The organism is Pseudoalteromonas lipolytica, assembly GCF_003515105.1.
GTDB lineage: Bacteria > Pseudomonadota > Gammaproteobacteria > Enterobacterales > Alteromonadaceae > Pseudoalteromonas > Pseudoalteromonas lipolytica.
Window position 1 is genome coordinate 428,551 of sequence record NZ_CP032091.1, and the last position, 15,491, is coordinate 444,041.

At 40.8% G+C, this 15,491-nt stretch carries 11 protein-coding genes; 9 read left to right on the forward strand and 2 right to left on the reverse strand.

The features are described from left to right. The first annotated feature begins 105 nt into the window (after positions 1-105). The 6 genes from D0907_RS18195 (at position 106) to cobA (ending at position 8,979) form a co-directional block, all read left to right on the forward strand. On the forward strand, positions 106-906 hold the full coding sequence (locus D0907_RS18195) for a DODA-type extradiol aromatic ring-opening family dioxygenase (RefSeq protein WP_065979188.1): 801 nt from the start codon (positions 106-108) through the stop codon (positions 904-906). An 88-nt stretch (positions 907-994) separates the two neighbouring features. Continuing rightward, positions 995-3,322, forward strand: a complete 2,328-nt coding sequence (locus tag D0907_RS18200; RefSeq protein ID WP_065979189.1) for a S9 family peptidase — start codon at positions 995-997, stop codon at positions 3,320-3,322. 581 nt (positions 3,323-3,903) lie between these two features. Further along, a complete protein-coding gene (locus D0907_RS18205) occupies positions 3,904-5,082 on the forward strand; it encodes an alginate export family protein (RefSeq protein WP_065979190.1) in 1,179 nt (392 codons plus the stop codon). A gap of 36 nt (positions 5,083-5,118) precedes the next feature. Next, complete coding sequence (gene nirB / locus D0907_RS18210) at positions 5,119-7,650, forward strand: nitrite reductase large subunit NirB (RefSeq protein WP_065979191.1); 2,532 nt, start codon at positions 5,119-5,121, stop codon at positions 7,648-7,650. A gap of 9 nt (positions 7,651-7,659) precedes the next feature. Beyond that, positions 7,660-8,022 carry a nitrite reductase small subunit NirD gene (gene nirD, locus D0907_RS18215; protein WP_065979192.1) on the forward strand — a complete coding sequence of 121 codons (363 nt, stop codon included), beginning with the start codon at positions 7,660-7,662 and terminating at the stop codon, positions 8,020-8,022. 36 nt (positions 8,023-8,058) lie between these two features. Then, positions 8,059-8,979 carry a uroporphyrinogen-III C-methyltransferase gene (cobA, locus tag D0907_RS18220; RefSeq protein WP_065979193.1) on the forward strand — a complete coding sequence of 307 codons (921 nt, stop codon included), beginning with the start codon at positions 8,059-8,061 and terminating at the stop codon, positions 8,977-8,979. 130 nt (positions 8,980-9,109) lie between these two features. On the opposite strand, the gene D0907_RS18225 is transcribed toward cobA, so the two are convergent. Next, positions 9,110-10,297, reverse strand: a complete 1,188-nt coding sequence (locus D0907_RS18225; RefSeq protein ID WP_162898071.1) for a nitrate regulatory protein — start codon at positions 10,295-10,297, stop codon at positions 9,110-9,112. 626 nt (positions 10,298-10,923) lie between these two features. Here D0907_RS18225 and D0907_RS18230 point away from each other — a divergent pair. Both D0907_RS18230 and D0907_RS18235 read left to right on the forward strand, forming a co-directional pair. Then, positions 10,924-11,775, forward strand: a complete 852-nt coding sequence (locus D0907_RS18230) for a formate/nitrite transporter family protein (RefSeq protein WP_065979195.1) — start codon at positions 10,924-10,926, stop codon at positions 11,773-11,775. A gap of 42 nt (positions 11,776-11,817) precedes the next feature. Next, positions 11,818-13,518 (forward strand): bifunctional protein-serine/threonine kinase/phosphatase, encoded by a 1,701-nt coding sequence (locus D0907_RS18235; protein WP_065979315.1) that lies wholly within the window; start codon positions 11,818-11,820, stop codon positions 13,516-13,518. Between the two features lie 242 nt (positions 13,519-13,760). Here the strand turns inward: D0907_RS18235 and D0907_RS18240 are convergent, their stop codons facing one another. Then, complete coding sequence (locus D0907_RS18240; RefSeq protein WP_065979196.1) at positions 13,761-14,615, reverse strand: LysR family transcriptional regulator; 855 nt, start codon at positions 14,613-14,615, stop codon at positions 13,761-13,763. Positions 14,616-14,733: 118 nt separating this feature from the next. Between D0907_RS18240 and D0907_RS18245 the strand changes: the two genes are divergently transcribed. Further along, positions 14,734-15,396, forward strand: coding sequence for an FMN-dependent NADH-azoreductase (locus D0907_RS18245; RefSeq protein ID WP_065979316.1), 663 nt, complete (start codon positions 14,734-14,736; stop codon positions 15,394-15,396). The last annotated feature ends 95 nt before the right edge of the window (positions 15,397-15,491 follow it).

Below are 15,491 nucleotides of genomic sequence, written 5' to 3' on the forward strand. Positions count from 1 at the left end.
AAACTGTTTGTGTGTAAAATCACACCTAAGCTGTGCATTTATGTGGCTGGTTATTGCACCTCTGTGCGTGCACTATACATAACAACGTAAGTAAGGAGCCCGTTTATGCAAAAGCCACGCGTCTTTTTTGTTTCTCATGGTGGTGGCCCAATGCCACTATTAGGCGATGCCAGTCATGCTGATATGGTTACCTGTTTGCAATCTGTTGCAGCAAAAATTAAAAAGCCATCAGCTATTTTGATGATCAGTGCCCATTGGGAAGCCAACCCAATAAATATTACCTCTTCCGCTGCGCCTGAGCTTATATATGATTATTATGGATTTTCGGATTCTGCATATTCTATAGAATACCCATGTCCCGGTGAGCCAGTGCTTGCTGAGCAAGTTCATCAAGCACTCACAACTGCACATATTGACAGTGAGTTGAACCCCACTCGAGGCTTCGACCATGGCATGTATGTCCCTTTGAAGATAATGTACCCAGACGCAGATATACCTTGCGTGCAGTTGTCGTTGCACCCTAGCCTATTACCAAACGTGCATCTAGCAATAGGCGAAGCGCTGCAAAACCTGCATTACGACAACCTATTGATTATAGGCTCAGGGTTTACTTTCCATAATATGCGCGCTTTTTTTACACCGGAAACAGCCGAAATCAAAATGCAAAATCTCGCTTTTGAGCAGTGGCTTGTTGATGTGTGCGGTAATACATCGCTTACAGAACAACAGCGTCAAGCTAAGTTATTAGAATGGCAAATGGCGCCAGCAGCACGCTTTAATCATCCTCGTGAGGAGCATTTGTTACCACTGCATGTGTGTTACGGAGCCGCTAGTCGACCATGTAGTGATATATATGAACTGCGTATTGCTAATAAACATGCCAGTATGTTTTTGTGGGATGATTAAGTTCAACCCCCCTGTTTATACGATAAAAACTCAGATTTTATTAACTTATTTTGCTACGCTAGGTTAGTTAAAACCAAGGGATAACAAAATGAACTTAATAAAAACATCAGCCCTCGCGTTTGCCGTTGTTGCAGGTTTGGGACTACAAGCATGCTCAAGTACTGAGCAAGCCAATACAACCACAACAGTGAGCGTAATCTCTAATCCTCTTTCGCTTGAGCAAATATACAAAGACAAAGACTTTAAAGCACAACGTAGCACCTATTTCACATGGCTCGACGACGGCACGGGTTACACAGTGCTTGAAGAGCGTGAAAGCGATAAAAACAAACAAGACGATAAAGCCAAAGACGATGAACATGGTGTAAAAGGCAATGACATTGTTTTTTATAATGCCGATGGTACAAATCGAAAAGTGCTTGTTAGCTACGAAAAACTGATCCCAGAAGGCGAAAAAGAGCCGTTAACCGTTGAAAGTTATCAGTGGTCAAAAGATGGCAAGTGGCTGATGGTGTTTACCAATGGTGAGCAAGTTTGGCGTTCACGTAGCCGTGGTGACTTTTGGCTTTTAAACCTAGAGACAGACTCGCTGTATCAATTAGGTGGTGAAAACGTTGAAGCTAAAAAATTAATGTTCGCAAAGTTCTCACCAGATAGCTCTAAAGTGGCCTATGTGCGTGATAACAATATCTACATGGAAAAAGTAGGCAGCAAAGCGGTTACTGCATTAACTACCGATGGCAATGACACCCTCGTTAACGGTAACTTTGACTGGGTATACGAAGAAGAGTTTACTATTCGAGATGGATTCCGTTGGAGCCCTGACAATAAATCTATCGCCTATTGGCAGCTTGATACCAGTGGTGTGAAATATTTCACTATGATCAATAACACCGACGAGCTTTATCCGACACTTAAAGAGTTTCCGTATCCAAAAGCGGGCGAAATGAACTCTGCCGTAAAAGTCGGTGTGGTAAGCTTAAGTGATAAAAAAACGCGTTGGGCAGAACTGGGTGGCGATAACCGTGACCGTTATATCCCACGTATTAGCTGGGCTGGCACGGGAGAATCATTAATGATCCAAGATCTTAATCGCCCGCAAAGCCACAACAAAGTGTGGTTATTTGATTGGAAAAAGCAACAGCTAACTAAAATTCTTGAAGACAAAGACGATGCATTCATCGAGTGGTTCTATAAAGCTAACTGGTCAAAAGATGGCACGTTCTTTATTTGGCACAGTGAGCGAGATGGATGGCGTCATCTTTATCGTGTTTCACGTGATGGCAAAAGTATCATTGATTTAACGCCGGGCGAATACGACATTATTGATATGCTGGCGTTAAACGAAGATAAAAATGTGATGTATTTCACAGCTTCACCTGATGATCCGGGCCAGCGTTATTTATTTCGTACATCGCTTGATGGAAGCACAAAACCGATGCGTGTAACGCCAGAGTCATTTGATGGCTCTAATAGCTACTACATGTCGAAAGACACATCATGGGCAATGCATACCTACTCTAAGTTTGGCACACCCCCCATGAAAGAAATCATCAAAGTAAGTGATCACAGCAATGTGAAAACCTTAGTTGAGAATAAAGCGCTAAAAGAAAAGCTTACAACTGAACAATTACCAACACACGAGTTCTTTACAGTAAATGCCCGTGATGGTGTTGAGCTTGATGGTTACATTATGTTCCCTGCTAATATGGATAACAGCAAAAAGTACCCTATCGTATTTTATGTATACGGTGAGCCATGGGGTTCTACAGTTCAAGACCGCTGGGAAGGCAACAGTTACTTGTATAAGTCGTACTTAACACAACAAGGCTTTATTGTTGCCTCGGTTGATAATCGCGGTACTCGCGCACCGAAAGGCCGAGATTGGCGTAAATCAATCTACAAAAAAATTGGCTCAATCACTGTGCGTGACCAAGTGGATGCACTTGATGCAATGGCAAAGCGCTGGGGTGTAATTGATACTGACCGCGTTGGCGTATGGGGTCACTCAGGTGGCGGCAGCTCAACACTTAACTTGTTATTCCGCCATGGCGACAAGTACAAAGTGGGCATTGCTTCAGCCCCAGTCCCTGATATTCGCTTGTACGACACCATCTATCAAGAGCGTTATGCTGGTAATCCAAATACGGATCCTGAAAGTTACGACAATACCTCGCCAATTACTTTTGTCAAAGACTTGCAAGGTAAACTGTTGCTGATCCACGGCACTGGCGATGACAACGTGCATTACCAAGGTTCAGAACGTTTAATTAACGAATTAGTTAAGCACAATAAACAGTTCGAGTTCTTCTCATACCCGAACCGCTCTCACAGCCTGCGTGAAGGTGAAGGCACGACCCTGCATTATCACACTATGATGGCTAACTTCTTTGAAAAGCATTTACTCAAGCCGTAATTCAGCTTTTAGTAAAAGCCGCAGCTTAATAACTTAAACTGCGGCTTTTTTATGCAAACTGTAAACCCCCGTTACAGGTTACGAGGTTCGAGTTGCTATAGATGAAAGCCCAGGCTCAAGTCACTATTAATAACGTTGGTTATTATTTTTCGCCTACAGTATAAGGTGTTTCAACGCGTTAAGAGTGAATAGGCAATAGCCTATGAATTTGATTAAAACATACCATTAAAACCCAATGAGCATACTTTTAGCTCACACCGTACACCCTGCCCTATTTTTGTGAACTGATTGCACCGCAATGGTGAATTAGATAACACTAAAATCGATGTTTTAATTTATCTTGCTGATTTATATTGGTTATTTTTTTTGGCACACAATATGTATTAATGAACATGAAATACAAAATCCGGCTATTTAACATTCATTAAATAGCGCTACGGCAAAGAAGCCCACTCAATAACAGAAATGAACATTCTGTTATTGAGTGGGTTTTTTTTTGCTTAAAGCTCGGTAAGGCAACGGATTGGTTCGTCTTTTTTAGGCGGCTTTGTGATTAATTTATAACAACAAGAGTAATAAAAATGAAACTAACGCAATTAACGTTGCCTGTTTTAGTCGCCGTGTTTGCAAACCAAACTTACGCAGCTGTTGAAACCGAAGTGGGCACTCTGAGCACAGACTTTAGGTTACGCTACGAATCGGTTAATCAAGACAACGCCTTAAAGGATTCATCAGCACTTACGCTGCGCAGTTTAGCTAATTTTAAAAGCAAAGCAGTGAGTGGCATATCCGCTTTTATTGAGCTGGAGAATACACTTGCCCTCATTGATGATTACAATAATGGGATTGGTGAAGGCACTGAATATTCAGTGATTGCGGACCCAGAATCAACAGAAATTGATCAAGCATACTTGGCATATAATAGCGAGCAATTTGCAGCTAAGTTCGGTCGACAAGTTATTACCTTAGATAACCATCGATTTGTTGGCCATGTTGGCTGGCGGCAAGATAAGCAAACATTTGATGCGCTAAGTGCTAAATACGAAAAAGACTCTATCAACGTCAGCTATGCATATATAAATAAACGCAACCGTATTTTTGCGGATGAAAAAGATGTTGATTCGAAAGATCATCTGCTCAATGCATCATTAAAAACAGAGCTCGGTAAATTAACGGCTTATGGGTATTTACTAGAGAGTGATAATAATACTGATAATGCACTGGATACATACGGTGTGCGCTTAGTCGGTAAAAAGGTGTTAGCAAAACTCCCTGTTTCTTATGCGGCAGAATATGCGTTGCAAACTAATGAAAGTGGCGCAAATAGTGTTGATACGACTTATTTACTCCTTGAGAGCGGTGTAAAAATAAGTGATATCACTTACAAACTTGGTTATGAGTTGTTAGGTTCGGATAACGGCGAACAAGCATTTCAAACTCCCCTTGCTACCTTGCATAAATTTAATGGCTGGGCAGATCAATTCTTAGTGACACCATCAATAGGGCTGCAAGATTTTTATGCCAGTGTGTCTGGTAATTCACTTAATGGTAAGTGGAGCCTTATTTATCACGCCTACTCTTCAGATGAATCAATCGTTGGCTATGACGACCTAGGCTCAGAATTTGATGTCATGTATAGCACGTCTTTCAGTAAGCAATATAGTGTCGGCGTTAAGTATGCAACTTATATGGCCGGTGACGAGATTTTTGCGAGAGTCGATACAAATAAGTTTTGGGTGTGGGTTGCAGCAACGTTCTAGCAAACCCTACTAACACGAGATGATTGAGGAAAATTTATGTCTACACCAAAAAAGATAGTTGTTGTTGGCAATGGAATGGTTGGGCATCACTTTGTCGAGCAATTAAATAGCTTAAACAGTGAAGCTCAACCTGTTGAAATCACAGTACTCAGCGGTGAAAACCGACTTGCTTATGATCGCGTGCATTTATCTGAGTATTTTGCGGGAAAAACAGCTGATGACTTAGCGATGACCAGCGAAAATATCTATCGACACTGGGGTATAAACTTTCACTTAGGTGCAAAAGTTACTCAAATTGATAGTCATAAACAAACGGTGACTACAGTATCAGGTGACATCTATAGTTATGATAAGTTAGTACTTGCTACAGGTTCGTACCCCTTTGTACCGCCTATTCCTGGTAAAAATAAAGAACACTGTCTGGTATATCGTACTATCGATGACTTAGACGCTATTTCAGCGTCAGCAAAAGTGAGTAAAGTTGGTGTGGTGATTGGGGGGGGGTTGCTTGGTCTTGAAGCTGCAAACGCGTTAAAGCAACTAGGCTTAGAAACTCATGTTGTCGAATTTGCTTCTCAATTAATGGCGGTGCAAGTTGATGCTGGAGGCGGAAAATTACTTAAAGAAAAAATAGAAGAGCTTGGCGTGCACGTGCATACCTCTAAAGCAACGCAAGAAATTCAAGCGGGTAAAGAACGTCGGTATCAACTTTACTTTAGCGATGGTGACGTACTTGAAACTGATCTTATCTTATTTTCTGCTGGCATTAGACCCTACGACACGTTAGCCAGAGAGTGTGCTTTAGAGGTAGGTGAACGTGGCGGTATCGTAATTAATAACCAATGCCAAACGAGTGATAAGAATATTTATGCAATTGGCGAATGTGCGCTTTGGAATAACTTTATATTTGGCCTAGTAGCTCCAGGTTACACAATGGCTCGAGTTGTTGCGAACCACATTGTGCTAGGTGATGAGTCTGATGAGTATTTTACAGGCGCAGACATGAGTACAAAGTTAAAACTGATGGGCGTTGATGTAGGTTCAATTGGTGATGCCCACGGACGTACCCCCGGGGCATTAACTTATACCTATGAAAATCAGCCTCTTGGTGTGTACAAAAAAATGGTTGTTAGTGCTGATAAGTCACGTTTGTTGGGAGCGGTGCTGATTGGTGATACATCAGACTACGACAGTCTATCGCAGTACATGCTTAATGATATTGAGTTACCGAAGAGCCCCGAATCACTTATTTTACCTTCATCTGGAGAAAAGCCGCGTTTAGGTGCGGATGTCTTACCTGCTTCAGCCTCTATTTGCTCGTGTTTGAATGTAACTAAAGGCGATATTATCAGCGCGATTGATACTGGTGCGACAAATATTACATCGGTGAAGTCGTGTACTAAAGCTGCCTCAGGTTGTGGGGGGTGTGCGAATCTTTTAAAAAATGTGGTTGATAGTGAGCTTGCTGCACGAGGCGTTGAAATCAAGACAGATATTTGTGAGCACTTTGCGTACAGTCGCCAAGCATTATTCGACATTATAAAAGTACAAGGTATTAAGAGTTTTTCTGACTTATTAGCTGAGTATGGAAAAGGTAAAGGCTGTGAAATTTGTAAACCAACGGTCGGCTCTATTCTGGCTTCTGTCTGGAATGAGTACGTCCTAAACCCACAACATGTAGCGCTGCAAGATACCAATGACACCTACCTTGCCAATATGCAAAAAGATGGCACTTACTCGGTTGTACCAAGAATTCCTGGCGGGGAAATAACAGCTGATAAGTTAATTGTAATCGGTCAAGTCGCTAAACAATTTGGTCTTTATACCAAAATAACCGGGGGACAACGAATTGACTTATTTGGTGCTCGGGTTGATCAACTTCCTCTTATTTGGCAGCAATTAATCGACGCAGGCTTAGAAACAGGACATGCCTATGGTAAGTCGCTCAGAACCGTTAAATCTTGTGTTGGTAGCACATGGTGTCGTTATGGTCAGCAAGATAGCGTCACAATGGCGATAAACCTTGAGAATCGTTACAAAGGGTTACGAGCGCCACATAAAATTAAATTTGCGGTTTCTGGCTGTACTCGCGAGTGTGCAGAAGCGCAAAGTAAAGACATTGGTGTTATAGCAACTGAAAAAGGCTGGAACCTTTATGTATGCGGTAATGGTGGAATGAAGCCACGTCATGCAGATCTGTTTGCCACCGATTTAGACAGTGTCACGTTAGTCAAATACATCGACCGCATTTTGATGTTTTATATTAAAACAGCCGATCGACTGCAACGTACCTCTGTATGGCTAGAAAATATGGAGGGCGGTTTAGGTTATCTAAAAAAAGTGGTAATTGATGATGAATTATTAGTTGCAGATGAGCTTGAAGCACAAATGGCACGAGTTGTTAATACCTACCAGTGTGAATGGAAAACGACACTCGAAAACCCTGAATCATTAAAACGTTTTCGTCAGTTCGTAAATAGCGATAAACAAGATGTAAATATTCAATTTGTCGAAGAGCGAGGGCAAATTCGTCCAGCGAAATTAGAAGAAAAACGCGAGTTAGCATAGGAAATAATTATGAGTAATAGCAATCAAAATTGGCAACCTGTTTGTGAGGTTTCAGATCTGGTTATGGATTCAGGCGTGTGTGCTCTAGTGCGCGATAGTAATCTACAAGAACAACAAATCGCGCTGTTTTATATGCATTGTGAAATGCAGAAAAAGCAGGTCTATGCTGTTGGTAATTATGATCCGATTGGTAAAGCAAATGTACTTTATCGTGGTTTAGTTGGGTGTACTGATGAGCAAATTTTTGTCGCATCACCGCTTTATAAGCAACGGTACTTGCTCAGTGATGGCCGCTGTTTAGATGATGACAGTATCAAGTTGCCAGTATATGACGCACGTATTAATGGCAATAAAATTGAAGTGTTGCTTTAACTGAAAACAGTTTTCAGAAGCACCTAGGAGAATGAGATGGTTTCTCACATGTTTACCTTTACCAATACGGCATTTAAAAGGGTAATGAATGTACATAATGAACTTCTTAACAAAGTTAAGTTGGCCGCTTCACATACTCAAACAAAACGTTTAAACATCCAGGGTTGTAAAAAGGGACAAGTTTATTTGATTGGTGCAGGCTCTGGCGATCCAGAGCTGTTGACCATGAAAGCACATCGCATACTTCAACATGCTGATGTGATTTTGGTTGATTGTTTAGTCAGTAGCGAGTTACAGCAGTATTTCCCGTCAAATGTGGAGGTTATATTTGTAGGTAAGAGGCAAGGTTGCCATAGCATGCCACAAGCTAGCATTAGTCGTTTATTAGTTGAAAAAGCACAAGAAAATAAAATAGTTGTTCGTCTTAAAGGTGGAGATCCTTCTATTTTTGGGCGCTTATCAGAAGAAACAAATGCGCTTGCTGAACACAATATTCCATTTGCGATTGTACCGGGTGTGACAGCTGCGAGTGCTTGTAGTGCTTATACCGGGATCCCCTTAACTGATAGAACATGTTCGCAATCGGTGCAGTTTGTTACCGCCCACTTCAAAGATGAACAACAACAAGCAAATTGGTCCCAGCTTGTTGCTGCAAAACAAACCTTAGTGTTTTATATGGGGTTAACGCGTGTTGATAGTATCGTGAAGCAGCTGATTGAACACGGTATGAAACCTAATACACCGATAGCAATAGTTGATAAAGGAACGTTAGCAGAACAAAAAATATGTTGCCAAACACTGGCAAAAATTAATGTTGAACACGCACTTAAAGACTTTACAGGGCCTGCTTTAGTCATCATTGGTGACGTAGTAAATCAGCGTAAAGATGTAAATTTAGCAATGTTAAAGGCAGACTACTTTGTTAAAGAAAGAGTGCCGTGGCAACTGCCATTTTAATTCGCTTTTTTAAATTTTGCGCGACAGCATTAAAAATGCTGTCGCAATCAATTGCTCCTCGAAGAAGTATAAGCTGGAAGAGCTAAATTTTCGGATAATTTCAGTGTTGATTGAGTACTCTAAATCAACGCTAAATGTTAGCGACCTTGGCAACAATGTTATTGGCGACTTCTATTAAAGTTTGGTTTTGAGACATCGCTGTTTTTTGTAACAACTGATGCGCTTGTTGCTCACCTATTTTAGAACTTTGCATTAAGAGTATTTTGGCTCTGCCAATGACCTTTTGCTCATGCAGTGCTCGCTTTAAATTCTCTAGCTCGTTCGTCATGTGATTAATATGGTTTGCTTGTTCACAAATTAAATCGTAAAACGATTTGTGACCAGCTCTAACCTCTCTCTCTTGTTGTTCTAAGACACCCATCTCTATACCATGTAATCCAGAAAACTGGTGATCAAATAGCATATTAAAACTTGAATCAACCGCGTTATCCTCCGCGATTTTTTCCATTAATACATTATGATTTGATATTTCTCCTTTTGCTTCTTCTATACGGACTTGAACCTGCTCCATGAGTCGAGAGGTCAGCATATTTTCAATGTTTTGTAATCCATCAATTCGTTTCGTAGCAACTTCATACCACACTTCACCAAGCTCGGGAGTATAGCTATTTGTTTCGGATAGCGCTTTGAACATTGTTCGAAGTTTATTGATATCACTTGTCAGTTCAGATTGTTTTAATGTTTTCCATACAGATTGCTCATCGGCTGCTGCAAACTCTAGGAACCGCTCAAAAATATCGTGTTGCGCACGTTCCAGCTCTTGCATTTTAGATAAAATATTTTGATCGTTCTGTTGCTGTGAAAATCCAATTGCACCCAGCGCGCGCTCTTGTCCCGCTAATTCTTTACCCTGAATAAAGTTGAATAATGCCACTAACGTTTTTGTGATTGACGCATCATTAGATACATCAGCCGCCTCAAAAATAAGGTTTATTATTTTGCCAATTAAACGGCAATACGCATCAGTTGATTTGAGTGGCGTGACATCTTGTTTTTGAATTTGTTTGCGCAATGTTGGCAACTGATCAAGGCATTGAGACGCTAATGTAATCGATGTTAAAAGCCTTACCTGAGTATGCATTGAATCACTACTTAAGAACTTTGATTTTAAGCGTGCTCTTAGCGCCTCCTCTGCATCTGAGGTATGCTTAAATTGTAGAGGTAAGTGTGCTTTATACGCTGTACCTTTGGACCCTAAATAGACGTTTGCTGTTCCTCGTTCTCTTTGAAGTTGATGAATCATACATGTAGCAGCCATGACAATCCTGCAATTTGATGCTAATGCATACAAACTATTGAGCTCGGCATGTTTCGCTGCGAGTAGAAATTGTTTCGTACTATTTGATGGTGTCGACATATATTAGGGACTACATAGATAGAATAGTTTTGTAATAAGCAATTATTATTCCCTGTGTAAAAATACGCCTTTTGAGAGTTTGCTCTGTGTTATTTGGATTTTTATTAAACGCAACTACCTCGCCTGTAAATGGGGTTTACAGTTCAAGAAAACGCGAGGCAATTATTTATTATAGTCACGGTTTAGGCTTATCACTGTAGTGCTCATAATCACCCATTCGCCCCAAATTGATGCGTTTTATGCTCCAAAGTAAAGCAAATGTTAATTTTTAATTTTGTGTTTTTGATTTTTACTTATTTATGCGCTTGAAATTTAATGGCTTTTATTGGTTTTCTATTGTTGGCATATAACTTGTTTAATTAGTTGTGAACAGTTGCACTGACTGTGACAATTGGAAATGTAAAGGACAATGGCGTCCGCAATCTGCTCTTCTAAAAGAGCCGATGCGGGCGTTTTTTTTTGCCTGGAAAATAGTCACATTTTAACTGTGAAATTAACATAAAAATTAACTATCAAAGGTGAATAACATGGCTTACTTGTTACCAAGTGATTTCGTTACAAAGATGGTGGATGCTGGCGAATCAAAAATTTATATGTCCACGCGTGACACGATTATCCGTGCCTATATGGCAGGTGCTATTTTGGCATTAGCTGCTGTCTTTGCAATTACTGTTGCGGTGCAAACGGGGGTCTTTCTGATTGGAGCAATTCTTTTTCCGGTCGGTTTTTGTATGCTTTATTTAATGGGGTTCGACCTTCTAACGGGCGTCTTTATGTTGACTCCATTAGCTTGGCTTGCGCGGCGCCCTGGGGTTACTTGGCCGCAAATACTGAGAAACTGGGGGCTTGTTTTCGTAGGTAACTTTGCAGGTGCTTTAACTGTGGCAATTATGATGTCGTTTGTTTTCACTATGGGTTTTAACACTGATGGTGGTGCAATTGCCGCTAAGGTATCCAGCATAGGTGAAGCACGTACTCTAGGCTATGCGAAATATGGTTTTGAAGGCTGGATGACCATCTTTATACGCGGCATGCTGTGTAATTGGATGGTGTCAATGGGGGTTGTAGGAGCAATGGTGTCTACGCATGTCAGTGGTAAAGTCATCGCGATGTGGATGCCGATTATGCTGTTCTTTTTCATGGCGTTTGAACATTCCGTTGTAAATATGTTTTTATTTCCGTTCAGCCTAATTATGGGGGGGGATTTTTCCGTTGTTGATTATTTAATTTGGAACGAAATTCCAACCGCGCTTGGAAATCTAGTTGGTGGTCTCGCTTTCACTGGACTCACTTTGTATACGACGCACTATCGCACAAAACCAAAACGCAAGTTAACGGAAACAGCTGCACCGATGGGCGACAATGTCATTGCAAAATAGTTAAACCAATAAATGCGTAAAAATAGGCAAGAAAAGTTAACAATGACTTCGCATGTAATAGCAAAATCCCATTCATTGAAAGGGTTGAAACTGGTCAATCAGGACAGCGTAAAATGTTACATCCCTACGTTAGATGGTACACGTTCGAAAGGTGTAATTGCTGCTATTGCAGACGGTATAAGTAGCAGCCAGGTTAGTCAATATGCGAGTGACTTGGCTGTTACGCTTTTCTGTGATGAATATTTACGAACTAGTGATGTATGGTCACCTGCAAGGGCTGGCAGAAAAGTACTTGAAGTCATTAATCTGCAGCTGCTAGCAAAGACACAATATAGTCGGTATAGGGATAATTTTGATCACGGATTTGTATGCACCTTTTCTGGAGTGATCATAACCGAAACGAGTGCTTGCCTATTTAACTGCGGTGATTCAAGTATATTCCATATTCAAGGTGATGAGATTGTTTGTTGCAGCAAACAGCATCGTGCTGCCGATGAGTTTGATCATCAATATTTAAGTAATGCACTGGGCATTAGGTCTAATTTGCAGTTAGAAATTCAACATATCGCGCTCAGTGTTGGCGATTACGTTTTACTCGCAACGGATGGAGTAACAGAATTTGTTTCTCCGCAGATGTTACTAAATTTCTTTAAAGGCTGTTGCACAGAAAAGCAACTGCAATACGCATGTGAAAAAGTCACGGCGCTTGCTCAAGCTAACGGCAGTGATGATAATCTTACTATCCAAGTTATTAAACTATTAAAACACCAGCAAGTAGAAAGCTCAGATTACTCAGACGAAGGGTTTTTACCTGTGGTAAACGATCTGAAAGTGGGTGATGTCGTAGACAATTTTAAGCTTATTAAACAGTTGCATAAGAGCGATAGGAGCTCTTTATTTAAAGTTCAAGACATTGGCACAGGATTAAACGTTGTCATGAAAGTTCCATCGGTGTCTTTGCAATCAGATATTAATTACTTAGATGAACTCGCCAAAGAGGAGTGGTTAATTGCCAAGGTTAACCACCCTAGCGTTGTTAAAGCAGTGTCGCCCTCTAAACGACACTCTTTTTATACTTTAACCGAGCTAGTTGAAGGTATTACCCTTCGGCAATGGCTTAACGATAATGGTCGGGCAAACTTGCAACAGGTGCGTGGTTGGTTAACTCAGCTTGTATCGGCCGTGGGCGCATTACATAGTAAAGGCATATTGCATCAAGACATTCGGCCCGAAAATATAATAATCGATTGTCATGGCAATCTCACTTTATTAGATTTAGGTTCTGCAAGTCTGCATGGGTTACAGTTTAATCAAATTGAGGGGCATGTACCGGGTGACATGTTGTATAGTGCTCCTGAGTACTTTTTAGGTGATTGGCCTGATTCAACGAGTGATTTGTTTGCTCTTGCTGTCATTACCTACCATATGTTAAGTGGTGACTACCCTTACGGTGTTTCTGTTGCAAAATTATCTAGTGCAAGACAATTGGCAAAACTTCAATACAAGCCTCTGATTCAAAAGAACTTAAAAATTCCGGTTTGGGTCGATGCTGCAATTAATAAAGCATGTCGCCCTGATATGCAAAAAAGGTATCAAAGCTTATCTGAGTTCCTATTTGATATGCATAACCCTAACCCAATCTACAGTAGAAAATTACCACTACTTGAGCGAAATCCAGTGCTATTTTGGCAACTGGTCTCATTATTTCTAGCGTTCGTTTTAATTGCTCATTGGGTAAATTGAGATGGGTATTAAAAAGTAATGAAGGCTGATGCTTTACCAAAGCGTCCGTATCACGATACGTGAATTCCACTTTAATGGTGGAGCCCTATCAATACAAGTACGTTTAATGGCTTGGTTATAAAGCTTGAAAAGCATGCATCTGAAAAGTACAGGCTGTGAATAGCGATGCCGACCACACCGAGAATACAGAACAATCAGTCAGGGGGGGTTAGACGGTTATTTTAAATGCCATCTCAGCGACCTTATTTTTGATTTAAAAGAGTGGTTACCCACTCTATAGCAATACGTTGAAATCGCGTCTCAAAGCGAGACTTATCGGGTATGTAATAACAAAGCTGTGATTCTACAGCACGGCTCTTAAAGTGTGTGAGTAACCCTGCATCAACATAGGGTTTGACCAACGTGTTTGAGCAAAATACAGCGCCATTATTTGCCAATGCTTGTTGAATACCAAATAACTCCTGATCAAACGACTTAATCTCGAACTGCGATGGGCTTTGGTTGTTTTTAGTCAGCCACTCAGTGAGAGGGGGCGCAGCTAATGCGTTGTTTTTCCATTGACTAGTGTACAAAGTAACGTGCCCATTTAGCCAAGGCGCGCGCTGGTGCGTGCTTGCAGCAAAGACATTAAAAGCCTCATATTTTATGATATCAGCTTCGTTGATTTCTTCTTTATTCCCAAGTCTAACGGGTAAAGTATGCAATTGTTTATCCAGCGCTTCACTGGTTGATATATCGAGCGTTAATTGTGGATACTGTGTGTTTAGCGTATGTAAAGCGGGTATTAGCCTCATTGCGGCAAGTGATGAGGTGGTTGTTATCCGAATGTGGTTCTTTGCTTGGCTTAGCGTGTCTAGCGCATCAAAAATTAGTTTAAACCCTTTTGAAGTGCTCAGGCTCAAGTATTCACCCGTTTCAGTTAAGGTGATCTTTCTTACTTCACGATGAAATAAATCGGTGTTTAAACGACTTTCGAGGTTACTTATATGATGTGAAACCGCGGTGGGCGTAATCGCAAGTTCTGCTGCTGCAGCTTTAAAACTGCCCAAGCGTGCAGCCGACTCAAAGGCTTTTAAGGATTGTAATGATACTTGCATAAAAAACTCTCGCAGATTTATAGCTGAGTATAACTTACTTATAGTGAATTTTAACTCGTTTGTTAAAACGCCTCAATTTATTGATGATACCCATACATTAACTAATGAGGTTTTACTTATGACTACCCTTCTACATATTGATGCTAGCGTACGTGCGGCAAAAAATGATAATTCAAGCCATGATTCAATTTCAAAGAATATTGCTAAACATTTTATAAGCTGCTTACAAAATACTAATGCAATAGCTGAGTATATCTATCGTGATGTAGGGATTCACCCGCCTTCTTTTATTACTCAAGCGTGGATAGGTGCTGTGTTCACACCGGCTAATAAGCAAACCATAGAACAACAAGCACTGCTTGCTGAGTCAGATGAACTTATTAGTGAAGTCGCTAAGGCCGACACTATCGTGATCTCAACTCCTATGTATAACTACGGTATGCCCGCGCAACTAAAAGCATGGTTTGATCAAATAGTTCGCATTAACAAAACTTTTGATTTTGACTTAGGACGTGGTGATTTTCCTTTAAAACCGCTGCTAAATGGTAAACGCTTAGTGATCATTACCTCTACAGGCGAGTTTGGCTTCGAGCAAGGTGGGATACGCGAGCATATGAGCCATTTAGTGCCTCATCTACGCACGATGAGTCTGTATTTAGGCGTTGAGAAAATCGACGAAATTGCCAGTGAATACCAAGAGTTTAATGATGAAAGGCATCAGCGTTCACTCACTAACGCCTATGCAAAAGCTGAACAAATAGCACTGAGTTTCTATAAATAGCCAGCGCCGCATTTAGTCAATTTGTAATGGGGGTTTACAGATAATAAGAGTGTCAGTAGGTCATCAAAAATTAATATTATTTAGGATTATCAATT